Below are 24565 nucleotides of genomic sequence, written 5' to 3'. Positions count from 1 at the left end.
CAGGCCTTGTGGGCCGTGGAATTCAAATTGGCTCAGGCGCCAGCCCGGGCCAGTGTCTCGTGGACAAACTGCTTGCACAGCCGCTCGCCGGCTTCAAAGCTCTCGGCCGGGTCCAGGCTCAGGGCACTGCGCAACCAGAACCCGTCGATCATCGCCGCCGTTTGCCGGGCCGCCGCTGTCGCCTCGGCCTGCGGCAGCACCTGCGCGAAGGAATAACGCAGGTTGCTGTACAGCCGGGCGTTGTTGATCTGCTGCAAACGCTTCAGCCCCGGCTCGTGCATCGAGCGGGCCCAGAAGCTGAGCCAGGTTTTCGCCGCCAGCGCCGACCGCTGGAACTCGGAAAAGTTGGACTCGATGATGCAGTCCAACCGCTGGGCCGGGGAGCGATCGGTTTTCGCCATGCGCTCCCGCAGCTCCTTGCCTAACTGGTCCAGCAGGTAGCGCAAGGCGGCCTCAATCAGCCCCTGCTTGCCCCCGAAATAGTGGCTGATGATGCCGGACGACATTCCCGCCCGCTTGCTGATGCTCACGATCGTGGTGTTCTGCATCCCCAGTTCAGCGATGGACTCCATGGTGGCGTCGATCAGTTGCTGGCGGCGGGTGTCTTTCATTCCGACTTTCGGCATGGGCTTTCCATCCAATCTTTATTAATTGAACGTTCAATTAAATTAAAGGCTACAGAAACGTGACAGGGATTTCAAATTTGATCAGAAAACCACCACACCACCTCATCAAACCGGATCTCTCTTCCACCAAAGGTTGCTGGCAACCGCCGGCCAGTCAGGACACAATCGGGGCAACCGCGAACAACAAGGAGCCACTATGAGTACCCTGCCCCAACTCACCGATGCCCTGCTGACTCTGGAAAACCGAGTGGCCACGCTCACCATGAACCGCCACGACCTGCGCAACGCGCTCACCGGCTCCCATCTGATCGACGATATAGTTGCCACGGCCGAGTGGGTGAACAGCTGCGAGGAGGTATCCGTGCTGGTGATCACCGGTGCAGGCTCGGCCTTCAGTGCCGGGGGTAATATTCGCGATATGGCCGAACGGGGCGGTGACTTCGCAGGCGATCCGGCGGAATGCGCCGAGCGCTACCGAAAGGGCATCCAGCGTATTCCCCTGGCACTGGACGCCGTGGAAGTGCCAGTGATTGCGGCGGTGAACGGCCCCGCCATCGGCGCAGGATTTGATCTGGCCAACATGGCGGATCTTCGCCTGGCCGCAGACAACGCGAAGTTTGGCGAAACCTTCCTGAATCTGGGCATTATTCCCGGTGACGGTGGGGCCTGGTTCCTTCAACGCCTGATCGGCTACCAGAAAGCGTTTGAGCTGACCCTGACCGGCCGCGTGATCGACGCCAACGAAGCCAGACAGCTTGGTATCGTGATGGACGTGGTGCCTGCCGATCAGCTAATGGACGCGGCCATGACACTTGCCCGCAGTATCGCCCAGCAGCCCGCCAAGGCCACCCGGCTGACCAAGCGCCTGATGAAAATGGCCCAGCGCACGGAACTGCGGGATTTCCTGGATATCTGCGCCTGCTTCCAGGGCATGAGCCACAATGAGCCGGAACATCTGGAAGTGGTGAACCGCATGCTGGATACCCTGGCCCGAAAGCAATGAGGCAAACGCCCAGCCACGTTAATTACTTAGAAACCTGACACATTTTGCTGCATTAAAACCCACAACAACGGCTTTTCTCGCCCGCCAGCATTGCTAGACTGACAGAGTTAAGAAAACAACAAACAGTCTCGGGTTGACGAGCGAGGTCGGCTTTCGGTGAACCTGCTACACACGTGTCGCATTCTCCTGTTGTTGCTGCTTTTGTGCAGCCAGGCCGCCTTTGCCCGTTCAGCCACCGTCGTCATCGGAGCAGACCAACCTATCGCCAGCCAGTTCCAGTACTGGGAAGACAGCGATGGCCTCGCATCTCTGCAGGACGTGCTCTCACTGCCGGCCGGCGACTAGCAACACCAGCCCGACGGCAAAGCTACCCTTGGCATTACGTCATCGGCCTAATGGCTGCGCGTGCCCACAGAGAACGCCACATCGGCCGGGCTCAACCTGGTGGCCGAACTCGGCTACTCCCAGTTGGATGATGTCCGCTTCTACCTGCTGGACGGCTCGACGGTTCTGCGAACACTGGAAACCGGCGATGACCAGCACCAGAATACCGCTCCAGACCAACAGGCCCTTCAGCAAAACCGTCATCATTATCCGCCGTCCTTCCACCCGATAGCCTGCATCAAGTCGCCTTTGGTAAACCGGAGAACTCCGGCACATCGCCCAGCGCGCGATCCCAGGCTGCCCGGCTCGACGTGAAAAGATGCGCGGTAGGCACCCGGGAGAGCTCCGAGTCCAGACACCCGGCAGGCACTACCAGCAAACCCGGAATATGGGTGTTGGGCACTGCCGAACCACAGGTCCGGCAAAAACACTTTTGGTGCCGGGTGCCCGGGAGCGTAAAGGAGGCCACGGCCTCCTCACCCGACAGCCAGACCAGCCGGGCCGACTGGGAGAACAGGTTTGCCGCGTGGGCAGACCCGGTGTCCTTCTGGCAATACCGGCAATGACACAGGTAAAAGCTGTCGAAGTCTCCGTGCACCTCGAACTTCACGGCGCCACACAGGCAAGAGCCAACATAATCCGTCATCGCATTTCCTCCCATCAGTATTCAAGGTATCAACCGGTGTTCGCGTGCATGCAAAGCTTCGGCAAAGGCACCACCAACTGGCTGCATGGCGCAGGCTATTTTCTGATCGGCGGTGGCTGTGTGCTGCTCGGCCTGCGCCATGTAATCTACGATTTCCTGTCCATCGTGATTGCCAATATCGCAATCATTATGGGCGTTGTGCTGATTTACCGGGGACTGTTTCGTTTCCTGGGTATCACGCTGCGCCATGAGCGTTGGCTAAGCACCACACTGGTGGTCCTGCTTGCTGCTTTACTGTATTTCTATACCTTTCATATTCCAGATATAAATATCCGTATACAGGCCTTCTCTATGGTCTGTGCAGCGATCTGCCTGATCGGTGCCAGCGGACTGCTGAAACACCGGGACATCCGCAACCGCATGGTCGCCAAAATGCTCATCGCCATGTTTTTGCTGATGAGTAGCTTGTTTATTTTCCGCTTTTTCTGGTCGTTCTACGCCATACCGCCTCAAGATTTCATGAGGGCTGGGTTGCTCAGCGCCTTGACGATCATTGCCGGAGAACTACTGGTTATTCTGTCATCCTTCTGCACGATATGGATGGCGTCCGATGAGTTGCAGGATGAACTCTCCGAAATCGCCAGGATTGATCCTTTAACGGGGCTCTACAACAGGCGGGCATTCGACGAATGTTGTGACATTGAGTTCAGCCGTGCGCAGCGTTCAGGTGCGCCCTTCGCCATTATCATGTGCGACCTGGACCACTTCAAAAACGTGAATGACGAGTATGGCCATCATGTAGGCGATGAGGTATTGAGGCGCTTTGCCAATACGCTCAAAGAGCACATACGAAAGCATGACGTGGTGGCGCGTTTCGGGGGCGAAGAATTTGTTCTGCTGTTGCCTGGTAAAGACACCGAGCAGGGATTAGAGGTGGCGGAGAAACTCAGAGCCAAAACGGCAGACACCCAGATCACGATTGGTGATGATGTCTGTTTAACGCTCTCGGCCAGTTTCGGAGTGGCTCACTACGATTCCAGAGACCGCGAGTGGAGTGCCGTGCTGCACCGTGCGGACAACGCGCTGTACGCCGCCAAAAAACAGGGGCGTAACTGCGTTGTCGATCTGGCAACGAAAAACCCAGGCGAGGAATGCCTTTCGCGAACACCCACCGTCATTCGTATTTAACGGGACTTCCGGGCAATAAGAAAAAGGCGTCTCTGCTGCCCAAGCCCGACAGGCTTGCCATCATGGTGACCAGTACGGCATCCCGTAGCATCGAATAAAAAGCTGTGGTCAGGTCAACCGCGTTGGGAAACGGCTCCGCTTACGCTACTGGCTATCAATTCTACGAGTGTAGATCGTCCTGGTTCCAAAAACGGATTTCCGGTTCACTATTAGAAACGGGACAGTGGGGATCGCAGACAGGAGTATGAAAGTGCAAAAATCGTTGATGTAGGAGTTTGAACTGACCGGAATCTGAACCACCTCTCCAATGACCACCAAAAACACCAAAATCATGGCCAGATAATAGACCGGGCCGAACCGTAGATGAAGGATGTCGTCCGACTCACCTGCCTCACTCAAATTGGCGCTGCAAAAAGGACAGAGAAAGCCTTTCCGAAAACCCTGATCACCGCCATCAACAGCCTCTCCTGTAGGGAAGAAACGTTCACAGGAAACACAGAGATATTGCTCTTTCAAAGCTCACCATCCTCATGGTTGGCCTCAACTCACCAGATCTTACAAGATGGCTATGTCTTTGGACCGGCCTCGTTCCCGGTACTACTGTCCAACAGGAGGACTCTGAAGACACTGACGCTCAAAAACCGGACAATCTAAACTGATAAAAAGCGGTCAAACTTCGCTGTTGTTGACACCGGGAACGGGTTAAATGCCGTAGTCGCGCTCAACCCTCGCAATACGAACCCGAAAGGTGGAGTACCAGGTTTGGTGGCCAAGCCTCTGAGCTTCTCGGTGCTCTGCGTTCTTTTTCCAGTTGGTGATGGACTCCAGGCTCTCCCAGTAGGAAACGGTGATGCCTAATTCCTCACGCACCGATTCCATTCCCAGGAACCCTGGCTGGCTTGCAGCCAACTCAACCATCCTGTCTGCCATTGCCTCGTAGCCATTGTCGCCCTCAGTGCGATGGCTACTGAAAATAACCGCGTAATACGGCGGCTCAGGGGTTTTTGCTATCTCCGACATAGATCCCTCTGGCATTTAACGCCCGGCGTAACCGGCTGGCGTTGGAGCATCAGCGGACAATCACATTCGCATTGACGCCACAGTTAGGCACTTATTCATGAAGCCATGGCGCATAACTCAGGCCAATCAACACACCCTCGGGGCTCATAAACCGTGCCACCGTCTGCCCCCAGGGTTCAGTGCGGGTTTCATGAACGAATTCCTGCCCTCTTTCCTTCATCTCTTGCACGGCCGCCTCTACAGCCGCTGCATCCGGCAACTCAAATTCGATGGTCGCCGTCGGCTCCGGAATATAATCGGGCCATTCCTCCTGGCCAAAACAAGAGGTAGCTGCCATCGAAAGGGGCCATACTCCGAAATGGTTCGCTCCGGGGAATTTATCCATGAAACGATAGTCGTCCATCTTCTCCAGCGGCAGGCCCAGCGCATCCTCATACAGAGACGCACTGGCCGCAGGGTCTTTGGTTATGGACGCAAAACCTGAAATGCACTTGATTTCCATACAATCCCTCCGTGGTTTATGGAGCACTTTGAGCCAAGGGCTTCCCTAGCTATAGAAGGTGTTTACTGAAGTGGGGGAAGTCCAGCGTCCCGTTGACCACCTTGTTAACCCCTGAGTTCGAGGTCTTCCCGAATAACCTCGGGATGACGAAACGCAATCTCGATGAGCGCCTTTGCCGGCCCTGAAGGTTTACGTCGCCCCTGCTCCCATTCCTGTAACGTTCGCGGAGAAATATGGAGTACCTCGGCAAACTCCCGCTGTGTAAGGCCAGTCTTGCCACGCGCCTCTGCGACCTGATTTGGCTCCACACGACTGACGCGCGCAGCCTTGCCCGCTTTCATTTCTTTAACAGATTGGAGGAGCTTATTGCCAAGCTCCTCAGCACTCAGAGTCTCATTACTCATTTTCCAATACCTCACGAATCGACTTCAGGATATGCGCGGGTATGTTCTCCTTGACGGCCTTCTTGTAGATCACCAATAACCAGATCTCACCATTTGCCAATCTGGTGAAGTAGATGACTCGCACTCCACCACGGCTACCGCCGGAGTTATACGCCCGTGTTCGAGCCACCCCTGCTCCATGTTGGGGGCGTATAACTCCGCCCGCCCTGTTTTCCTTTTCAAACTTATCAGAAGGTTAGCAACAATTTCCGGAGCCTGCCCGGGGTTTTGCGAACGCGTTCGTATAACTCCGGTTTTTAGGCAGGTTTTTGCTGCAGGGCCCGGCCCAGGGAATGGAAGTAGGTTCGGAAGGCGGCGTTTATCCGGTCGCGCTGTTCGCCCTGTGGGTATAGCCCCAGGCGGGCTTCTTCGCTCTCTTTGGTGCCCTTCACCAGAAAGGCGTTCTTTACTGCAGCATCCTGGATGAAGGCTTCGAAGGCTCGGGCACAGAGTTCTTCTGGCTGGCTGTAGTAGTGCCCGCCGGCGGCTTTGTCGGCTTTTGCGGAGTTCTGGAACAGGGGGCTGGGGTCTTGGCCGGTGTCGTCCAGCAGGATGGCCTGGTAGCAGGCTTGCAGGCGCTGGTTCAGCGGGTGATGGATGGCGTCCTGGCGGGTGAGCCATTGGCGGGAGGCGAACTGGCCCCGGGGTATGTTGGGGAACAGTTTGTCGCCGATGTAGTGGTCGAAGGCATGAAACCATTCGTGGGCGATGCTGCCGGGGCCGGCGTTTTTGGCCAGGGCGAAGCTGCGGGTGGCGGGGGTGTAATGGGCAGACACCCCGGGGCGGCCACCAATGCCGTATTGCAGGGCCAAAGTGCCACGCAGGGAGATCAGGCTTTCGGTGCCGCCGAGGATGGTCATCAGGTCGCACAGGGCGTCGTAGAACAGGGCGGCACTGTGCTGTTTTTCAGGCTCGGTTACCCAGCGGCCAATCTCGACGGATCGAAACTGGAACCGCCGGCGCACGTCTAGAAAGCTGACCGGTGCCCCGGCGCGGTGGTCGGGGCCGGTTCTGTAGAAGGGTCTGGGCATGGCGGCATTGTACGAAGGCGCGGGCGGCTTGTCTCAGTTCAGGTGCTGCCGTTGGCGGCCAGCACCCGGTTGGCGCACTCGCCGCCGGTTTCCAGGTCCGTCAGGTTGCTGAGTGTTGTGTGGGCAATGCTTTCCAGGGCGTTGCGGGTGAAAAACGCCTGGTGGCCGGTGATGACCACATTCGGGAATGTGAGCAAACGGGCGAACACGTCGTCTTTCAGCACGATATTGGAGAGATCTTCGAAGAACAGGTCGCTTTCTTCCTCATATACATCCAGCCCCAGGTAGCCCACCTGGCCGGATTTCAGGCCTTCGATGATGGCGGCGGTGTCCACCATGGCGCCCCGGCTGGTGTTGATCAGCATCACGCCTTTTTTCATTTTGGCCACGGCCGCGGCATCAATCAGGTGATGGGTGTCCGGGGTGAGCGGGCAATGCAGGGTCACAATGTCTGCTTCCCGGAACAGTTCGTCCAGGCTCACATATTCCGCGCCCAGCGTTTGCGCCTCCGGGTTGGCGTGCAGGTCGTAACACAGCACGCGGCAGCCGAACCCGCGCATGATGCGCACCACTTCCACGCCAATCTGGCCGGTGCCCACCACACCCACGGTGCGGCCCCGCAGATCGAACCCCAGCAAGCCGTCGAGGGCAAAGTTGCCATCACGAATGCGGTGGTAGGCCCGGTGAATCTGCCGGTTCAGGGTCAGGATCAAGGCCACGGTGTGTTCGGCCACCGCATAGGGGGAATACGCCGGTACCCGCACCACGGCGATGCCCAGGCGTTCGGCGGCTTTCAGGTCGACGTTGTTGAAGCCGGCGCAACGCAGGGCCACGGCCCGGGTGCCGCCGGCGGCCAGCTGTTCCAGTACGTTGGCGTCCACCTGGTCGTTCACGAACACACATACCGCGTCGAAGCCTTTGGCCAGCGCCGCAGTGGCCGCATTCAGGCGTGGTTCCAGGAACACCAGTTCATGCTGGTGGCTGGCCTGGTTCGCCTGTGCCAGGAACTGTTCGTCATAGGGCTTGGTGCTGAAAACCGCCACTTTCATGGGATTGGCCTCATCCGGTCTGGGTGGGTACGGGGTTCTTCAAACATAAATCAAATGCCCGGCGGCGAGCCACCGCAATTTTATTCAATACCGGTTACAAGGCTCCGGGCACACTGGGCGCCTCCGTTGGTTCACAGAGTGCTGATGCTATGAGTCTGTCTATTATCCTGCCGATGTCGGCCTTCGCCCTGGTGGCTTCGGTATCGCCGGGGCCGGTCAATCTGGTGTGCCTGAGCAGTGGCACGCGCTATCCGGTGTCTCAGGGGCTGGTGTTTGTCACCGGGGCCACTCTGGGGTTTATCGCGCTGTTTATGGCGGTGGGCCTGGGCCTGAATTCGCTGCTGGAACACGCGCCCGGGTTCGAGCGCTGGTTGAGCTGGGCTGGCGTCGCCTTCCTGCTGTACTTGAGCTACCAGCTGGCCACCGCCGATGGCCATCTCAGTGAGGATGAGGCACGCCCGGCCCCCGGCTTTGTCACCGGCGCCCTGATGCAATGGTTGAACCCCAAGGCCTGGCTTGCGTCAGTGGCGGGTATCAGCGCGTTTACCGAGGGCGGCGACAGCACCCTGCTCTGGCTGTTCGCGGGGCTGTATCTGCCCATTTGCTGGCTGTCGCTGGCCAGTTGGGTGTATGTCGGGGTCGGGCTTCGCCGGCTGGTGCAGCAGCCGCGAATCCTGCGCGGGTTCAACCGGGTTCTGGCGCTGTTACTTGCCGGAAGTTGCGTGTTCCTGCTGCTGGATTGAGGGCTGGCGATACTGGTTCGGGGTGGCCGCCACCACGCGTTTGAAGGTTCTCTGGAAATGCGCCTGGTCGGCAAAGCCGGCGTTGAGGGCCGCGTCGGCAATACTCACGCCGCGTTTCAGTTCGCTCTGGCCGTGCTGTATGCGGCGGTTGATCAGGTAGGCGTGGGGCGTTAATCCGTAGCTTTGGCGAAACGCCCGCACCAGATGCCCCGGGCTGTAGCCACTGAGCCCGCACAGGTCGTCCAGCGATACCTCATCGGTACAGTGGCTGTCCAGGTACTGAGCCACCGCGGCCAGGGTGCCCGAGGGGCGCGGAATACCCCGGGCCGGCGCTTCCGCCAGGCTCTGCATCAGGTCCAGCAGATACTCGGCAACCCGGCTCTGCTTTTCCAGCAGGTCCCGGCCCGGGTCCAGCAGGCAATCGGCCATGGTGCAGTAGTCCTGGTACTGGCGGGGGTCGGTGATCACTGCCGTGTCCAGATCCTGCCAGTCTTCGCTGGGCAGCAGGCCCGCCTCAAATCTGAGCCGGGTCAGCCAGGCGGTATCCACATACAGCATCAGATACGCCCAGGGCTGGTTATCAATGGGATTACAGGCGTGGGGCCATTCCGGGTTCATCAACACCAGCGTGCCGGCGCTCACGTGGTACTGGTCGGTGCGGTACAGGAACGTGCTTTCACCGCCGGTGATGGCGCCGATCGACCAGTGCCGGTGGGTGTGCAGGGCATAACAGACCTCGCGCCCATCCGCGACTTTGCGCAGTTCCACATGGGGCATGCGGGCGTCGCGCCAGAAGATGGGTGTGCGAGGGTCGGTCATGGTGGTTGCCTCAAAGCAAATCGGCCAGGCCAGTGCGTATGGCACTAGCCTAGCAGAAGCTCATCCAATCAACCGCAACCGGTAACCCTTTATTGGCTTTCTGCCCTGGCAAGCAACTCATAAAAACTCACGTTGCGTTCCAGTGCCTGCCTGGCAAGGTCGCATCTCTCTCTTACCGCCACCTTACCGGCTCCGGCTTCACAAAGCTTTTCCTTCAGCGCACTCACGCCAGGAACCTGATACCGTTTGGACAAGTAGTATTCATCGGCCACGTAGGCATCTGGCAGGTCGAGATCCGCGAGCCTGGACACTGCGTCGTGCATGAGCCGTTTTTTGTCGGTATCCGAGAGGCCAGATTGCTGGTCCAGAAACCGGGTGGCCTCACTGAGAACACTGAAACTGGCATCGGGTCTTGCGATGAAGGCTTCCGCCATTTCCCGGGCTTTTTGTTGCTCACCCCGGGCCAGCAGAGCACGAAACTTCAACAGTTGCAGATGGAGATTGTCGGGCTCGCTTGCCAGGGCACGGTCAACCAGTTGCGCGTAGTCTTTACTGGCGGGCGGGTAGGTGTGGATGGTTTTCAGGGACGTCACAGGCGCCAGGGCATCGACATCGATCTGAAGGTCCGTAAACGAGCGTGCCAGTATTGCGCCATCCAGATCGTAGATCACCATCCGGACAATAGTCCGACGCTCTTCCGATGACAGATACTCGCGACCGCCCATATCGCTGGCAACAGAAGACAGCCATTTCTGGAGCTGGTTGTCGCTGACTTCCGCCTCCTGCTTTCTGGCTTTCAAGGCAGCTACGGTCATCATCTCTTCGTAGGCACTGCCGGCTACGGGTATTCCCTCTTTGTCATTCTTGAGCTTGGTTAACAGCGCAATCATGGCCATTGGGCTGTATCGGGATTTTTCCAGAATCTTCACGGCCAACAAATCCGCTTCGGTTTCCTGCTGCCGGTTCCATTGGGTGAATCCTGCCGCCGCCACCAGGGCATCGGTCGATCCGCCCATGCGCAGGGTGGTCTCACGGGCTTTGTCGTCATTACCGAACAGGGAAATGGCCTGGGCCAGATCAGTTATGCCTTTTGTTGTGCTTTGCAGTTCGTTCTTCTGGTGATGATTCAGCCATAGATGAGAGAGTTCATGGGCCAGCAGTGCGGCCACCTCATCTCGGGTATCCAGATATTCCAGGGTTCCTGCCTGAATCACGACGGTACCCTCAGGGTAGGTAAACCCGCCGAAACTGTAGCTCGGGCCCACCCGAACCTGACAATGACAGGGTCCGCCGTACCAGCTTTCTGCCAGTTCCTCGGCAATGGCCTGCAATGCCGGGGTGACATCACGGGCATTCAATGGCGCCACGCTGTCACTGCGCAAACGAACCGCATCCTCGGAAGGATCCTGCCCAGCCGCCTGATACTGATCGGCCTGGACAACAAGCTCATTGATTTCCTGCTGCCGCATCTCTTTGTTGGTGCTCCAGTCTTTCGACTGGTAAGGCGATGAGCTGCAGCCGATCAAGCCGAAACACACGGCGAGTAAAACAAGCGCTATTTTGTGCTGGCAGTTCATGGGCAGTCCTCCCCTACGCCACGGGCACTGGCCACCTGATGGTCATCCGCAAACACCACCTGTGATTTATCGCAGTAAATAACCGGCTGTTTCGAATCGCTGGTAATCACCTCCGGAACAAACACCCGATAGGTGCCCCCCGGCCCTTCAAACAGGTACTGGCCCCGCTCCTTACCACTGATCGTGACGGGCAATTGCAAACCGAGCTCACGTGCCGGTACAAGCGAGCCATCCGGTTTGCTGACGAAGGCATTCTCCGGGTCATGAAAACCCTCAATGGACTGAGCCTCTGCCAAGGCCGAACTGCACAGCAGTGCAAGCAGCCAAAGCCATCGCTTTCCGTTCATTTTCCATCTCCTTTCTTTCTTTTCTGACTGCGATCAACAGTAACGGTGTCAAACCGATCAGCTCTGCCAGGAAGCCAGGGGTGCGGTGAAACAACAGTAAAACGCTGTAGAGCACACAAAGGCTGAGGACGATGATGATCAACTCAGCCAGCTCCACCGCCAACTCTGGCCATTCCGCTCGACGCTCGTCGCGCCAGCGCCATGCCAGAACCCAGCGCGCGAGCATGAGGATGAGAAAAAGGATCAGCGGCCAGGACAGCAACAGATCGACCGGAATGGTCCACCCTGGCAGGCCAATCCCGGCGAGATTCCATTCCACCCCGATCGGTTTCAGATAGTCCGCGCCGTAATGCAGTAGGTTGCGAAGTGCTTCGGCATGCAGATAAACGCCAGGCAACTGCCCCGCAATTGGTGGGTTAAACAGATCTCTGGCCGAGGGTAAAGACACACCCACAATCGCAATCCGATTATGCAGGGGCATCTCGGTGAAGAAATCATCGCAGTTTGGCGCCAGGCAAAAGGCATCCCGAAGGGTGGCAGTCGGCACCGGCGGGCATGGCTTGGCACCGTTGTTACTGACGGATTCTGCGCGAAGGATATTCCTGGCCCAGTGCCAGAGTGAGCTAAATCCGCCATTGTTTTCGGGCGTTGCACGGCAATCCAGCGTTGAGGTGATACGCTGCGCCGGCATTCCCCAACTGAGATGCATACCGGGAGGCTGGGGTACCATCCAGGCCTCCGCTGCCTTCGATAGATCACCGCAAGGCCTGGACCTCGGTTGCTGGCAATAGATCTCATATCCCGCAACAGCCAGCGTTGGAACCTCACCGTATTCAGGCAGTGCTCGCCTAATCGGATAGTGTGAGCCATAGCCGGACCAGCCAACCAACCCGATATCAGAAGCTGCTGCAATGAGTGGCTGAATTGAGGGTTCAAGGTGGCCCGGATGTTCACCAGCACTCATGACCAGGGCCAAACCCGTGTGCTCCCGAAAGTACTGCAATCGGGCCACAAGTAGCGGAAAGCTGTCATCCAGCTGGCGCGCACGATAGAAGGTGATGTCGAGAATAATCGTGCCATACCCCAGGCGGCGAAGGGCGTCGATCAGAACCAGGTGGTCGCTGTAGGCCAGAGGCCAGTCATTGGCGCTCAGGTAACCATTTTCTTCGTGGGAGAGCCGGCGGATGGAGGCGTCATCAATCAGAATGACATCGACCAGGTCGGCACCGCTGGTCGTCACCGCCTGGTCATATAACGGTGAAAACAGCCGATCAAATCCGTCACTGATCGCTTGGGTGCTTCTTGAGCTGATGCCAAAAGGATCGGCAAAAAAAAGAAAGTAGCCCACCACCAGGAGCGCCCAGTGGCGGCGAATCATTCCGGCTAGCGATGTGCCTGCATGTAACGTCTGCACTCTGGCCTCCGCACGGGGATGCAATCCCACGCTGCCCGCACTGCGGAAGCGAGCAAGTTATGAGTGCTTACTCAAGCAACAATCAGGCCTATCGTAAAAAAACACGCTTTATCTGGTCAGTTAATATACAGACCAATGCTATTTCTATTCTGTTTTGTAAAGAACTCTGACAGATACCCACTTCTCAGAGCAGGTATCTGAATGCTCAATTACCACTCCAGCTGCGCGCCGGTCTGATACTCAATCACCCGGGTTTCAAAGAAGTTCTTCTCCTTGCGCAGGGTGGCCTGCTCGTCCAGCCAGGGCGATACGTTCTTCGCCCCCGGGAACGGTTCTTCCAGGCCCACGGTGCGGGCCCGGCGGTTGGCCACAAAGCGGAACTGTTCGCTGTGGTATTCCGCCGAGTAACCCAGGATCGGGTCCCGCAGCACGTAGTTGGCGTAAGCCATTTCCGCGGCTTCGGATTCGTCCCACATCTCACGCACCGCTTTCGGGTCCAGGGTGATTTTCTCTTCCTCGAGAATCTGGTTCACCACTTTCAGGCCGAAGGAGAAGTGCATGGCTTCGTCCCGCAGGATGTACTGCAACTGTTCACCGGTGCCCCGCATCAGGCCCCGGCGCTGCAGGGCGAAGATGGGGCTGAAGCCGTTGTAGAACCAGCAGCCCTCGAACACGGCGGCGAAGAACAGGTAGGACATCACGAAGTCCTGCAGCTCGTCCGGGTTGCGCAGGTTCATGTCGGAGCGCATGGCGGCGTCCAGCCGGCGGTTGGCCAACTGGATTTTGCCGTTGATCTCCGGCACCACGCGGTAGCGGTTGTAGATCTCGCTCTGGTCCAGGTTCAGTGTTTCAATGCAGTGCTGGTAGGTCCAGGTGTGCAGCGCTTCCTCGTACACCTGGCGGGCCTGGTAGATCTGCAGCTCCGGCGCGCTCATCTTCTCCATCACCGCCAGGCCGATGTTGCGCATGGCGAGGATGTCGGAGGTGGTCAGGTACGCCAGCACGTTCTCGTACACGTGTTTTTCCGCCGGTGTCAGCCGGTGGTGGTAGTCGTGAACGTCCTGCGCCATGTTCACGTCCAGCGGCGTCCAGTGGTTCTTGTTGGCGTTCATGAAGTACTCCCAGGCCCAGGGGTACTTGAACGGTGCCAACTGGTTGATGTCGGTCTCGCCGTTAATCACCCGCTTGTCGTCGACATTCACGGGCGCCGGGCCGCCGGTGGCGGCGGCAGCGGTTTGCGCTTTTGGTTCGTCGTCCCAGTCCAGCATGTGGGTGCCTCCCAAATAAGTAAATGGTTACTGACAAGCTTCGCAGTCGGGATTGTCGATGCTGCACACCTGCGGCTGTGGCGCCGACACCGGCGCGGTCTTCTCGGCGCCAGTGGCCCCCAGGGAGCGCAGGTAGTAGGTGGTTTTGAGGCCACGCTCCCAGGCCAGCTGATACAGGGCATCCAGCTTCTTGCCGCTGGGCTCGGCCATGTACAGGTTCAGACTCTGGGCCTGGTCCAGCCATTTCTGGCGCCGGGCCGCCGCTTCCACCAGCCAGCGCGGGTCAATCTCGAATGCTGTGGCGTAGCGGGCCTTGAGCTCCGCGGGGATGCGGTCGATCTGCTGCACACTGCCATCGAAGTATTTCAGGTCGTTCACCATCACGTTGTCCCACAGGCCTTCGGCCTTGAGATCACGCACCAGCGAGGGATTCACCACGGTGAACTCGCCGGACAGGTTCGATTTCACGAACAGGTTCTGGTACGCCGGTTCGATGGACTGGGACACGCCCACGATATTGGAAATGGTCGCGGTCGGGGCAATGGCCATCACGTTGCTGTTGCGCATGCCGTTTTTGGCAATCAGCTCCCGCACCGGGGTCCAGTCGAGGCGGCTGTGGGTATTGAGCGACAGGTCGCCGTCCCGGCGGTTGTCCTTCAGCAGGCCCACCGAATCCATCGGCAGGATGCCCTGGCTCCACAGCGAGCCGTCGTAGGTGTCGTAGGCGCCCCGCTCACCCGCCAGCGTGGCGGAGGCACGCAACGCGAAGTAGCTGAGTTGCTCCATGGCAACGTCGGCAAACTCCACCGCTTCCGGGCTGGAGTACGGCAGGCCCAGCTGGTACAGGGCGTCCTGGAAGCCCATCAGGCCCAGGCCCACCGGGCGATGCTTCAGGTTGGAATTGCGCGCCTGGGGCACGGCGTAGAAGTTAATGTCGATGACGTTATCGAGCATGCGCACGGCGGTGTTCACGGTGCGTTCCAGGCGCGTGACGTCCAGCTCGCCGTCCTTGATGTGGGCAGCCAGGTTCACCGAGCCCAGGTTGCACACCGCAATCTCATCGGCGCTGGTGTTCAGGGTGATTTCGGTACACAGGTTGGAGCTGTGCACCACGCCCTGATGCTGCTGCGGGGAGCGCAGGTTGCACGGGTCCTTGAAGGTGATCCAGGGGTGACCGGTCTCGAACAGCACGGTGAGCATCTTGCGCCACAGCTGTTTGGCCGGAATTTTCTTGAACAGCTTGATCTTGCCTTGCTCGGCCAGGGCTTCGTAGTGCTGGTAGCGCTCACGGAAGGCGTTGCCGTACAGGTCGTGCAGATCTGGCACATCGCTGGGGGAGAACAGGGTCCAGTCGCGGTCTTCGCGCATGCGTTCGATCAGCAGATCCGGCACCCAGTTGGCGGTGTTCATGTCGTGGGTACGGCGGCGCTCATCGCCGGTGTTCTTGCGCAGTTCCAGGAACTCTTCGATGTCCAGGTGCCAGCTTTCCAGATAAGCACAGACCGCGCCCTTGCGCTTGCCGCCCTGGTTCACCGCCACGGCGGTGTCGTTGACCACTTTCAGGAACGGCACCACGCCCTGGCTCTGGCCGTTGGTGCCCTTGATGTGGGAGCCCAGGGCCCGCACCGGGGTCCAGTCGTTGCCCAGACCACCGGCCCATTTGGACAGCAGGGCGTTATCGCGAATGGCCCCGTAAATGCCCTCCAGGTCGTCGCCCACCGTGGTCAGGTAGCAGGACGACAGCTGGGAATGCCGGGTGCCGCTGTTGAACAGGGTGGGCGTGCTGGCCATGTAATCGAAACTGGACAGCAGCTCATAGAATTCGATGGCGCGGGCGTTGGGGTCGTCCTCACGCAGTGCCAGGCCCATGGCCACCCGCATGAAGAACACCTGGGGCAGTTCCAGGCGGGCTTTGTTCCAGTGCAGGAAGTAACGGTCGTACAGGGTTTGCAGGCCCAGGAAGCCGAACTGGAGATCGCGTTCCGGTTTCAGGGCGTTGCCAAGGCGTTCCAGATCAAAGGCCGCCAGGGCTTCGTCCAGCAGTTCGTAGCGGATACCGGCGTGAACAAAGGCGCTCAGGGCCTGTGGATAAATCTCCGCCAGCGGAAGACTGCGGGGCAGGTCCAGGGCTTCCGCTGTTTCCAGCCGGAGCTGTTCCAGCAGCAGGCGGGCGGTTACGGCGCTGTAGTCGGGTTCCCGTTCAATGCGGCCCCGGGCGGTCATGATCAGGGCAGACAGGACTTCGGTCTCTTCGATGCCGTCGTAGAGGTTGCGCAGGGCATCTTCCACCAGCGAATCGCCGTTGATGCCGTCCAGGCCGGTAGCCGCCTGTTCCACCTGCTGCTTCATCAGGCCCAGGTCCAGCGGGGCGATGCTGCCATCGGCTTTTTTCACGGTCAGGTGCGGATGCGCTTCCACCGGCTCGTCCACGGCGCGCTGGCGGGCGTGTTCTTCACGGTACAGAACGTAGGCCCGGGCCACTTTCTGCTCTTCGGCCCGCATCAGGGCCAGTTCCACCTGGTCCTGGATGTCTTCGATGTGCACCTTGCCACCAGCTTTGAGGCGGCGGCTGATGGCCTGCACTACCTGTTCGGTAACCCGGTGCACGGCGTCGTTGATGCGGGCGGAACCGGCTGCCTGGTCCCCTTCCACCGCCAGGAAGGCTTTGGTCACCGCCACACTGATCTTGGCCGGGTTGAAACTCACCAGGGTGCCGTTTCGTTTGATAACTTGCAGGGATTGGGTATCGGTCGCGGGGGCCGGGGGTTCGGCAATGGCAGTGGCTGTCATGGTGCTCTCCTGAATTCGCGTTGGTTCCGTTTCACCCTCGCGAACGCAGTGGCACACCTTGCCCCGAATACGGGCAGGCCTGACCAATCTGCTCACCCTTGAATCGCGAAGGTGCAGTCCAGAAACCCATGGGGGCTTCTGATCCCTGGTAGGTCTTCGGACTCAGGGGCGTGAACCTTTCAGCTCTGCCTAACGTGGCGACTTCCCGGCTTGCGCCAGTGTCATCTTGCCACGCTCGTTCCCCAATACCGCTGCGCGTCAGTTCCGGATTCTCACCGGATTCCCGACTACCCTGTGATCAAGATGATCAGAGCTTGATCACAATATATGGTAGTTAACCAAGGACCCGGTCACTATATAGGGCCGAATACGCCAAGACAAGGCACTTTTTGCAACAGCGCCTGTCCATCTCCAGACCACCGGATTTGAGGAATGAATGTGAGAATTTCGCTGCTTTTGGCCAGTACCCTGACGCTCGGTCTCGCCGCCAGCCCGGTGTGGGCAGAAACAGACCGGCTAACCCGGTTCTCCACCATGACCTCACTGGAGGACGGCTGGGAGCCCCTGACCTTTCCGAACATCGAGACACATACCCGCTACACCCTGGACACGGACGACGGCCAGCAGGTGGTCCGTGCCGACGCAGACGACAGCGCCTCCGGGCTGATTGCCCGTGTTGAGCTGGTGCCCGGCGACTCGCTCACGTTGTCATGGCGCTGGAAGGTGTCGAACATCTACGAAGCCGGCAACGCCCGCGAAAAATCCGGTGATGACTACCCTGCCCGCATCTACGTCGCCTTTGAGTTTCAACCGGACAAAGCCGGTTTTTTTGAACGGGCCAGGCGCAAGACCGTGGAAGTGCTGTTCGGCGAGACCCTGCCCGGCAACGCCCTGAACTACATCTGGGCCAATCAGCTACCAGAACAGAGCATGGTCGCCAACGCCTACACCGACAAAACCATGATGATTGCCGTCAACTCCGGGCCGTCGCAGGTGGGCGAATGGGTGACCGTTACCCGGGATCTGGTGGCAGATTACCGGCAGGCCTTCGGCGAAGAACCGCCCGCCATTGTGGGCGTGGCCATCATGACCGACGCCGACAACACCGGCGAGCAGGCCACGGCCTGGTATGGCGACCTCACCCTCGAGCACAACCAGTGAGCAGCCATAAAAAAGGCCCCTCAAGGGGGCCAAACACGTGAAAGCAATGGTCAGTGGCTGATCATCCAGGGCCGCATGGACGGGAACATCTTCTTGCCGTCGGCGGTGTAGAACAGCATGTGTTTACCGTCCGACTTTTTCTTGCAGCCACAACTCTTGCGGTGCTCGGCGTCCCGGGCCCGCTGGTCGGCGGTGGAGATGATGGGCTCGTGGCTCGCCTTCTCATTCCGCGCCTCCGCGTTGCGGCGGGCCGGGTCCATGGCCAGGAGCTCCGGCGGCAGCACAATCACCCGGGGTGACAGCGCCTTGCAGGTGGGGCAATGGGCCGGGTTACCGGCTTCGGCCATGGCGCCCAGTTCCTGGAACAGCCCGTGTTCCCGGCATTTGTAGTCGTACAGTGGCATGGCTTACTCCTTGTCCGGTGAAAGGGGTACGTCGGTGCCCGGCGTGACCTTCCTGGTCGGTCCTTCCGCCGTGGGGTTGATGTCGAAGTCAAAAATCTCGGTCGGCAACCACAAGGTGGCGCAGGCGTTGGGCACATCCACCACGCCACTGATGTGGCCTTCCACCGGCGCACAGCCAAGCAACGCGTAGCCCTGAGCCGGGGTGTAACCGAACTTGGTCAGGTAGTTGATGGCGTTGAGGCAGGCCTGGCGGTAGGCCACGTGCACGTCCAGGTAGTGCTGCTGGCCCTCTTCATCCACCGAGATGCCCTCGAAGATCACATAGTCCTCGTAGCGCGGCTTGATGCTGCTGGGTTTGAAGACCGGGTTCTTGATGCCGTATTTGGCCATACCGTCCTTGATCAGGTTCACCCGCAGGTGAATCCAGCCGGCCATTTCGATGGCGCCGCAGAAGGTAATCTCGCCGTCGCCCTGGCTGAAGTGCAGGTCGCCCACCGACAGGCCTGCCCCCTTCACATAGACCGGGAAATACACCTTGGAACCACGGGACAAGTCCTTGATGTCGCAGTTACCACCGTGCTCCCGGGGCGGTACGGTGCGGGCGGCTTCCAGCGCCGCCTCTTTGGCGGCATCCCCCGCCAGCTTGCCCAGGTGGGCGGTGTCGGCGTAGGGCAGGTTCGCCAGGCCGGGCACCCGATCCGGCTCGGTGTCGTACAGTTCTTTCTCGCGCTTGTTCCACTCCGCCAGCATTTCCTTCGACGGCAGGCAGCCGATCAGGCCCGGGTGGATCATGCCGGCGAATTCAACGTTGGGGATGTGGCGGGATTTGGTGAACATGCCGTTGAAATCCCAGATGGATTTCTGGGCTTCCGGAAAGTGCTCGGTCAGAAAGCCGCCGCCGTTCTTCTTGGAGAAGAAACCGTTGAAGCCCCACTGGCTGTCCTTGAAGGCACCGATGTCGAGGATGTCCACTTCCAGCAGGTCGCCGGGTTCTGCGCCCTCCACGCCCACCGGGCCAGACAGGAAGTGAACCTGGGTCAGGTCCACGTCGCGCACGTCGTCGGCGCTGTCGTCGTTCTTGATCTGGCCACCGGTCCAGTCGTAACACTCGAGGATGAAATCGTCCCCGGGCTTGACCGTCGCCGCCATGGGAATGTCCGGATGCCAGCGGTTGTGGATATTCTCGTTCTCGTACGCGGATTTGCTCAAATCGATCTTGATGAGTGTTTCGGCCATAGCGGTCGCTCCTTGGTTCTTGGCGTTCGGCGTCTAAGCTTGGGAACGCAGTGCCCGACGGCGCCTGCGCTGACCGTTTCACTATCCGCGATACGCCACCGGCGCGGTATTCGCGAATTGCCCCCGGCACCTACGTCATTCGACGTATTGGCGCACCACGATCTCCTGCCCCTTGAGCTCGGCCAGAAATGAGGAATGCTCGGGATGCGCCAGCAACGCACGGGCCAGCGCCGGCTCCAGTTTCTGGCGGAACGCCCGTAGCATCTCGCGGGCGCCATAGCGGCTGTCGTAATCGCGGCACAACACACTGCGCAGCTCCACCGACAAATCCAGCGAGGCCTGTTTGCGGGCCAGGCGCTTGTTCAAGCCGGCCAGCTCAATCTCCAGAAGGGCATACAGCCACTGGTCTGTCAGGGGATTAAACGTAAGAATCTGGTCAATCCGGTTCAGGAACTCCGGGTCGAAATGGCGGCGCAGGGCCTTGTCCCGAAGGTTCTCCTGCGGGCCCGGCTCCAGCCCCAGCCAGCGGCGCCAGCCTCGCTGATAGCGATGATGGTGCGCTTCCGCTTCCAGGGCTCCGGCGTTGCTGGTCATAAAGATCAGCGTGTTGCGGAAGTCGATTTGCCGGTTGCCGGAGGGGAACACCAGCCGGCCGGTATCGAGCACATTAAGCAGGGTCCGGGTGACCTCCTTGCTGGCCTTTTCAAGCTCGTCGAACAGGACAATGCCCGGTTTGCTGAACGATCCCTGAACCTTCTCAAGATCAAACAGGCTGTGGCCTTCCTTGCTGCCCACATAACCGGGCGGCGCGCCGGTCAGCGCCGCCGCGTAGTGCTCCTGGGCCAGGGTGTTCATGTCGATGCGGCACAGGGCATCGCGGCTGCCATGAATGGCCTCGGCAATCAGCCGCACGGTTTCAGTCTTGCCCACCCCGGTCGGCCCCAGAAACAAGTGAACCGCCAGCGGGCGGTTCTCTTCACCGATGTCGGCCTTGACCCGAACCAGCATGGATTCCATCGCCTCCAGGGCGTGCTGCTGGCCCACGATATTGGCCCGCAGGCTCGCCATTACGGCATCCGGCTCAAAGCGGAACCGGGAAACACGAACCGGGCCTGAATCGGCCCGGTTCCTTGCCAGCGTTTCCCGGTTGGCTTCCAGCCGCTCATTGATAAACGGCATCGCGGTCTCCCGGGCTCAGGCCCCTGCAGTTTTTTCCTTGCCATCGAACGGCAGTTCACCCACCGGGCACTCCGCCGTGCCCACGGTTTTGCGGGTCATGGCCTCGACGTTTTCCTGGGCTTTCTGGGCGTCCATCACCCAGGTGCGATAGAACTCGAACGGGCAATCGGCCACGCCCTTGTCGCCATCACCGGAGTTGTGAACGCCGGTGTAGCCCCGGTGCAGCAGCTTGAACAGGTGGTTCTGGGACTGGTCGTTGGCGCGGGCGTCGCGGATCTGACTGACCGACAACTGGGCGTACTGAACCCCCATGTCCTCCTCTCCACATTCACCCAGGGTACGACCATCAAAGCCGATGATGGCCGAGTGCCCGAAGTACGAATACACCCCGTCAAAGCCGGAGGCATTAGCCACCGCCACGTAACAGTTGTTGGCCCAGGCCATGCTCTTGGCCATCATGATCTGCTGTTCCTTGGCCGGATACATGTAACCCTGGCACCGCACAATCAGCTCCGCCCCCTTCATGGCGCAGTCGCGCCAGATCTCCGGGTAGTTGCCGTCGTCACAGATGATCAGACTGATCTTCATCCCCTTCGGCCCCTCGGTCACATAGGTGGTGTCGCCGGGGTACCAGCCCTCAATCGGGCACCAGGGAATGCACTTGCGGTATTTCTGGACAATCTCACCCTCATTGTTGATCAGCACCAGGGTGTTGTAAGGCGCCTTGTTGGGATGATCTTCATGGCGCTCGCCGGTGAGCGAAAACACCCCCCAGGTGTTCGCCTCCCGGCAGGCCGCCGAGAAAATCGCTGTCTCGTCTCCGGGAATGGTGGCGGCGGTCTCCATCATCTCGTCGTTGTCGTACATGATCCCCATGGTGCTGTATTCCGGAAACACCACCAGATCCATCCCCGGCAGCCCCACTTTCATACCCTTGATCATGTCCGCAATCTTGCGGGCGTTGTCCAGCACCTCGGCTTTGGTATGCAGCCGGGGCATCTTGTAGTTCACCACCGCCACGCCGACGGTATCGTTACTGCTGGAAATATCACCGTGTCTCATATTTATTCCCCCTCAACAAAGCTAAACGGCCAGATAACTGGCAATCTTGTCCTGATCCGCCTCTTCCCGAAGCTCCTCGTGCACAATCTCCCCCTTCTCGATCACCAGAATCCGATCCGCCGCATCCATCACAAAGCTCAACACCTGCTCCGACACCACAATCGACAACCCCCGCTCGTCGCGAATCCGCCGAAGGGTTTTGGCAATGTCCTTGATGATGTTGGGCTGGATGCCCTCGGTCGGCTCATCGAGCAGAAGCACCTTGGGCCGGGTCGCGAGGGCCCGGGCAATGGCCAGTTGTTGCTGCTGCCCGCCGGAAAGGTTGCCGCCCCGGCGGTGCTGCATTTCCTTCAGCACCGGAAACAGCTCATAAAGGTCTTCCGGAATTTTCTTCTCGCCTACCGCGGCCAGACCGGTCTCGATGTTTTCCTTCACCGTCAGGGTCGGGAAAATCATCCGCCCCTGGGGCACAAACCCGATGCCGGCCCTCACCCGCTGGAAGCTCTTCAGGTTCGACAGGTCCGTGCCATCCAGCGTGACCTGGCCACCGCGGCTTGGAGTCATGCCCACCAGGGATTTCATCAGGGTGGTTTTACCCATACCGTTGCGGCCAACCACCGCCACGATTTCCTGCTTGCCCACCTCCAGGTTCAGGTCCTGGATGATGCTGCTCTGGCCATAGGCCACCGAATGTTGTTTGACGCTCAGCATGATCAATGCCCCAGGTAGACTTCGATGACTTTCGGGTCCGACTTCACGTGCTCGATGGACCCCTCAGACAGAACCTTGCCCTGGTGCATCACCGTGACCCGGTCTGCGATATCCCCGACAAACTGCATGTCGTGCTCGATCACCAGCACCGTGTGGTCTTTGGTAATGCGCCGCAGCAGTTCAGCGGTTTTCTTGCGCTCGGCCACCGACATGCCGGCCACCGGTTCATCCAGCATCAAGAGGTCCGGCTTCTGGATCAGCAGCATGCCAATCTCCAGCCACTGCTTCTGGCCGTGACTGAGCAGCGACGCCGGCTGGTCCAGGGCATCTTTCAGGAAGATGGTCTCGGCCACGTCTTCCACCGCAGCCACCACCTCAGCCGAGCGTTTGAAGGCCAGCGCCCCCATCACGCTGTGGCCCTGTGGATAAGACACCTCCAGGTTCTCGAACACCGTCAGGTCCTCGAACACCGACGGGGTCTGGAACTTGCGACCAACGCCGGAATGCACAATCTGGTGCTCCTTGAGTCTGGTCAGCTCCTTGCCATCAAACTTGATGGAACCCGAGGTCGCCTTGGTCTTGCCGCAAATCAGGTCCAGTACCGTGGTTTTGCCGGCCCCGTTGGGGCCGATGATGACCCGGATCTCTTTCGGGTCCAGGTAGAACGAGAGATCATCCACCGCCTTGAAGCCATCGAATGAGACGGTCAGGCCCTCGACTGCGAGCAGGAAGTCCTTGCTCTGTGCTTTGGCTGCGTTCATCAGGATTTCTCCGGGCTGTATTGGTCCAGCATCGGGTCGTAATCACGGCCCTCATCTTGGCGGGCAGCAGGCGCTGGCTTCGCCGGGGCGCTCACCGCTGCTTTCGGCTTGCGCTTGAACAGGCGGTCCTCCAGGGGCATCACGTAGGTCTGGTACAGGCCGGCCAGGCCATTCGGGAACGCCAGCACCACACCGATGAACAACGCGCCCATGGCGAACGGCCACAATTCCGGGAAGGATTCGGAGAAGCCGCTCTTGGCGGCGTTCACCAGCAACGCGCCGTAGACTGCGCCCAGAATCGACAGGCGACCCCCGAGGGCACAGAAGATGACCATTTCAATGGAGGCCACGATGCCGATGAACGAGGGCGACATGAAGCCGACAATCAGGGTGAACAGCGCGCCGCCAATGCCCGCAAAGGCGGCGGCCAGGCAGAACACGAAGATCTTGAAGGCGGCCACATCATAGCCGGAGAAACGCACCCGGTTTTCCTGGGCGTTCATGGCCACCAGGATGCGACCGAGCTTGCGGTTCTGGACAAACCGGGCCACGAACAGGCACACGAACAGCAGGCCCACGCACACGAAGTACAGGATGGTTTTGGCCTCATCGGTGCGGATGTCCCAGCCCATCAGGGTCTGCAGATCGGTAATGCCGTTTACACCCCCGGTGTAGCCCTGCTGACCAATGATCAGAATGGTCAGGATGGCTGCGATGGCCTGGGTGATGATGGCGAAGTAGACGCCCCCCACCCGGCGGGTGAACATCGCAAAACCGATGATGAATGCCAGCAGCACCGGCACACCGACGATCGCCAGCAGGGTGAACGAGAAGCTGTGGAACGGTTCCCAGAACCACGGCAGTTCGGTCAGCTGGTTCCAGTCCATGAAGTCCGGGATACCCGGGGTGGACTGGATGGCCGTGGCCTCCGGCGTGGAAGCCTCCAGCTTCAGGAACATGGCCATGCAGTAGCCGCCCAGGCCGAAGAACACGCCCTGGCCCAGGCTGAGGATGCCGGCTTTGCCCCAGCACATCACCAGGCCGATGGCCACGAAGGCGTAGGTGAGGTATTTACCCACCATGTTCAGGCGGAACGGGTCCAGCGCCAGCGGCAGGATGACGACCAGCAGCAACGCCAGTGCCAGATAGTAGAGCCCCTCTCGGGAGGCAAACCATTTCAAAGGGGAAGTGTTTTTCATGA

The 24565-nt window shown here is 59.6% G+C and carries 28 protein-coding genes and 1 riboswitch; of the genes, 6 read left to right on the top strand and 22 right to left on the bottom strand.

Translation table 11 applies throughout. The features are described 5' to 3' along the window. Positions 1-32: 32 nt before the first annotated feature. Positions 33-626, bottom strand: a complete 594-nt coding sequence (betI, locus tag B3Y70_RS13035; protein WP_023008748.1) for a transcriptional regulator BetI — start codon at positions 624-626, stop codon at positions 33-35. 196 nt (positions 627-822) lie between these two features. Between betI and B3Y70_RS13030 the strand changes: the two genes are divergently transcribed. From B3Y70_RS13030 to B3Y70_RS13020, 3 genes are all read left to right on the top strand, one after another. Further along, positions 823-1629: an enoyl-CoA hydratase-related protein gene (locus B3Y70_RS13030; protein WP_153739667.1), complete on the top strand. Its 807-nt coding sequence runs from the start codon at positions 823-825 to the stop codon at positions 1627-1629. Between the two features lie 156 nt (positions 1630-1785). Next, positions 1786-1974 carry a hypothetical protein gene (locus B3Y70_RS13025; RefSeq protein WP_226538070.1) on the top strand — a complete coding sequence of 63 codons (189 nt, stop codon included), beginning with the start codon at positions 1786-1788 and terminating at the stop codon, positions 1972-1974. A 60-nt stretch (positions 1975-2034) separates the two neighbouring features. Beyond that, positions 2035-2328, top strand: coding sequence for a 7TM-DISM domain-containing protein (locus B3Y70_RS13020; RefSeq protein WP_227548769.1), 294 nt, complete (start codon positions 2035-2037; stop codon positions 2326-2328). Here the strand turns inward: B3Y70_RS13020 and B3Y70_RS13015 are convergent. Then, positions 2252-2659, bottom strand: a complete 408-nt coding sequence (locus B3Y70_RS13015; RefSeq protein WP_153739668.1) for a GFA family protein — start codon at positions 2657-2659, stop codon at positions 2252-2254. The genes B3Y70_RS13020 and B3Y70_RS13015 overlap by 77 nt on opposite strands. Before the next feature lie 120 nt (positions 2660-2779). Between B3Y70_RS13015 and B3Y70_RS13010 the strand changes: the two genes are divergently transcribed. Beyond that, positions 2780-3847 (top strand): GGDEF domain-containing protein, encoded by a 1068-nt coding sequence (locus B3Y70_RS13010; protein WP_288589925.1) that lies wholly within the window; start codon positions 2780-2782, stop codon positions 3845-3847. A gap of 144 nt (positions 3848-3991) precedes the next feature. Here the strand turns inward: B3Y70_RS13010 and B3Y70_RS13005 are convergent, their stop codons facing one another. From B3Y70_RS13005 to B3Y70_RS12975, 7 genes are all read right to left on the bottom strand, one after another. After that, positions 3992-4363 carry a hypothetical protein gene (locus B3Y70_RS13005; protein ID WP_199451937.1) on the bottom strand — a complete coding sequence of 124 codons (372 nt, stop codon included), beginning with the start codon at positions 4361-4363 and terminating at the stop codon, positions 3992-3994. A 186-nt stretch (positions 4364-4549) separates the two neighbouring features. Further along, on the bottom strand, positions 4550-4867 hold the full coding sequence (locus tag B3Y70_RS13000) for an antibiotic biosynthesis monooxygenase family protein (RefSeq protein WP_153739670.1): 318 nt from the start codon (positions 4865-4867) through the stop codon (positions 4550-4552). A 91-nt stretch (positions 4868-4958) separates the two neighbouring features. Continuing rightward, the gene (locus tag B3Y70_RS12995) at positions 4959-5369 is read right to left on the bottom strand and encodes a VOC family protein (RefSeq protein WP_153739671.1); all 411 of its coding nucleotides are present in this window, start codon (positions 5367-5369) and stop codon (positions 4959-4961) included. Between the two features lie 104 nt (positions 5370-5473). Further along, positions 5474-5773, bottom strand: a complete 300-nt coding sequence (locus B3Y70_RS12990; protein ID WP_153739672.1) for a helix-turn-helix domain-containing protein — start codon at positions 5771-5773, stop codon at positions 5474-5476. Further along, positions 5766-5942, bottom strand: a complete 177-nt coding sequence (locus B3Y70_RS12985; RefSeq protein WP_199451938.1) for a hypothetical protein — start codon at positions 5940-5942, stop codon at positions 5766-5768. Before B3Y70_RS12985 ends, B3Y70_RS12990 begins: the two co-directional genes overlap by 8 nt. Positions 5943-6069: 127 nt before the next feature. Then, positions 6070-6843 (bottom strand): CLCA_X family protein, encoded by a 774-nt coding sequence (locus tag B3Y70_RS12980; protein ID WP_153739673.1) that lies wholly within the window; start codon positions 6841-6843, stop codon positions 6070-6072. Between the two features lie 38 nt (positions 6844-6881). Then, positions 6882-7892, bottom strand: a complete 1011-nt coding sequence (locus tag B3Y70_RS12975) for a 2-hydroxyacid dehydrogenase (protein ID WP_153739674.1) — start codon at positions 7890-7892, stop codon at positions 6882-6884. A 149-nt stretch (positions 7893-8041) separates the two neighbouring features. Between B3Y70_RS12975 and B3Y70_RS12970 the strand changes: the two genes are divergently transcribed. Then, a complete protein-coding gene (locus B3Y70_RS12970; RefSeq protein WP_011787255.1) occupies positions 8042-8635 on the top strand; it encodes a LysE family translocator in 594 nt (197 codons plus the stop codon). On the opposite strand, the gene B3Y70_RS12965 is transcribed toward B3Y70_RS12970, so the two are convergent. The 6 genes from B3Y70_RS12965 to B3Y70_RS12940 all read right to left on the bottom strand — a co-directional run bounded on the left by B3Y70_RS12965 (position 8597) and on the right by B3Y70_RS12940 (position 16850). Then, a complete protein-coding gene (locus tag B3Y70_RS12965; protein WP_153739675.1) occupies positions 8597-9454 on the bottom strand; it encodes an AraC family transcriptional regulator in 858 nt (285 codons plus the stop codon). The two genes, B3Y70_RS12970 and B3Y70_RS12965, sit on opposite strands and share 39 nt — an antisense overlap. Positions 9455-9543: 89 nt before the next feature. After that, positions 9544-11031 carry a M48 family metalloprotease gene (locus B3Y70_RS12960; RefSeq protein WP_153739676.1) on the bottom strand — a complete coding sequence of 496 codons (1488 nt, stop codon included), beginning with the start codon at positions 11029-11031 and terminating at the stop codon, positions 9544-9546. Beyond that, positions 11028-11327: a hypothetical protein gene (locus B3Y70_RS12955; protein ID WP_014423113.1), complete on the bottom strand. Its 300-nt coding sequence runs from the start codon at positions 11325-11327 to the stop codon at positions 11028-11030. Before B3Y70_RS12955 ends, B3Y70_RS12960 begins: the two co-directional genes overlap by 4 nt. Then, positions 11305-12792: a CHASE2 domain-containing protein gene (locus tag B3Y70_RS12950; protein WP_153739677.1), complete on the bottom strand. Its 1488-nt coding sequence runs from the start codon at positions 12790-12792 to the stop codon at positions 11305-11307. Before B3Y70_RS12950 ends, B3Y70_RS12955 begins: the two co-directional genes overlap by 23 nt. A 209-nt stretch (positions 12793-13001) precedes the next feature. Further along, the gene (locus tag B3Y70_RS12945; RefSeq protein ID WP_022990159.1) at positions 13002-14060 is read right to left on the bottom strand and encodes a ribonucleotide-diphosphate reductase subunit beta; all 1059 of its coding nucleotides are present in this window, start codon (positions 14058-14060) and stop codon (positions 13002-13004) included. Positions 14061-14087: 27 nt separating this feature from the next. Further along, positions 14088-16850: a ribonucleoside-diphosphate reductase subunit alpha gene (locus B3Y70_RS12940; RefSeq protein ID WP_228224563.1), complete on the bottom strand. Its 2763-nt coding sequence runs from the start codon at positions 16848-16850 to the stop codon at positions 14088-14090. 130 nt (positions 16851-16980) lie between these two features. After that, positions 16981-17177, bottom strand: a riboswitch (cobalamin riboswitch). A gap of 105 nt (positions 17178-17282) precedes the next feature. Here B3Y70_RS12940 and B3Y70_RS12935 point away from each other — a divergent pair. Continuing rightward, on the top strand, positions 17283-18011 hold the full coding sequence (locus tag B3Y70_RS12935; protein ID WP_278350842.1) for a DUF3047 domain-containing protein: 729 nt from the start codon (positions 17283-17285) through the stop codon (positions 18009-18011). Positions 18012-18061: 50 nt separating this feature from the next. On the opposite strand, the gene B3Y70_RS12930 is transcribed toward B3Y70_RS12935, so the two are convergent. From B3Y70_RS12930 to urtC, 7 genes are all read right to left on the bottom strand, one after another. Then, on the bottom strand, positions 18062-18415 hold the full coding sequence (locus B3Y70_RS12930; RefSeq protein WP_011787260.1) for a zinc ribbon domain-containing protein: 354 nt from the start codon (positions 18413-18415) through the stop codon (positions 18062-18064). Between the two features lie 3 nt (positions 18416-18418). After that, a complete protein-coding gene (gene fmdA, locus B3Y70_RS12925) occupies positions 18419-19651 on the bottom strand; it encodes a formamidase (RefSeq protein ID WP_023008410.1) in 1233 nt (410 codons plus the stop codon). Positions 19652-19786: 135 nt separating this feature from the next. After that, positions 19787-20830, bottom strand: coding sequence for an AAA family ATPase (locus tag B3Y70_RS12920; protein WP_023011871.1), 1044 nt, complete (start codon positions 20828-20830; stop codon positions 19787-19789). A 15-nt stretch (positions 20831-20845) separates the two neighbouring features. After that, positions 20846-21892, bottom strand: a complete 1047-nt coding sequence (locus B3Y70_RS12915) for an aliphatic amidase (RefSeq protein ID WP_014423120.1) — start codon at positions 21890-21892, stop codon at positions 20846-20848. A 21-nt stretch (positions 21893-21913) separates the two neighbouring features. Next, a complete protein-coding gene (gene urtE / locus B3Y70_RS12910) occupies positions 21914-22603 on the bottom strand; it encodes an urea ABC transporter ATP-binding subunit UrtE (protein WP_011787264.1) in 690 nt (229 codons plus the stop codon). A gap of 2 nt (positions 22604-22605) precedes the next feature. Further along, on the bottom strand, positions 22606-23364 hold the full coding sequence (gene urtD / locus B3Y70_RS12905; protein WP_011787265.1) for an urea ABC transporter ATP-binding protein UrtD: 759 nt from the start codon (positions 23362-23364) through the stop codon (positions 22606-22608). Next, positions 23364-24563: an urea ABC transporter permease subunit UrtC gene (gene urtC / locus B3Y70_RS12900; RefSeq protein ID WP_121208004.1), complete on the bottom strand. Its 1200-nt coding sequence runs from the start codon at positions 24561-24563 to the stop codon at positions 23364-23366. The genes urtD and urtC overlap by 1 nt, the downstream gene beginning before the upstream one ends. Positions 24564-24565: the final 2 nt, after the last annotated feature.

This window comes from Marinobacter sp. UBA5687, from assembly GCF_002420325.1.
GTDB lineage: Bacteria > Pseudomonadota > Gammaproteobacteria > Pseudomonadales > Oleiphilaceae > Marinobacter > Marinobacter nauticus.
The sequence above is the reverse complement of the archived record's forward strand: the minus strand, read 5'-3'. Positions and strand labels throughout refer to the sequence as shown.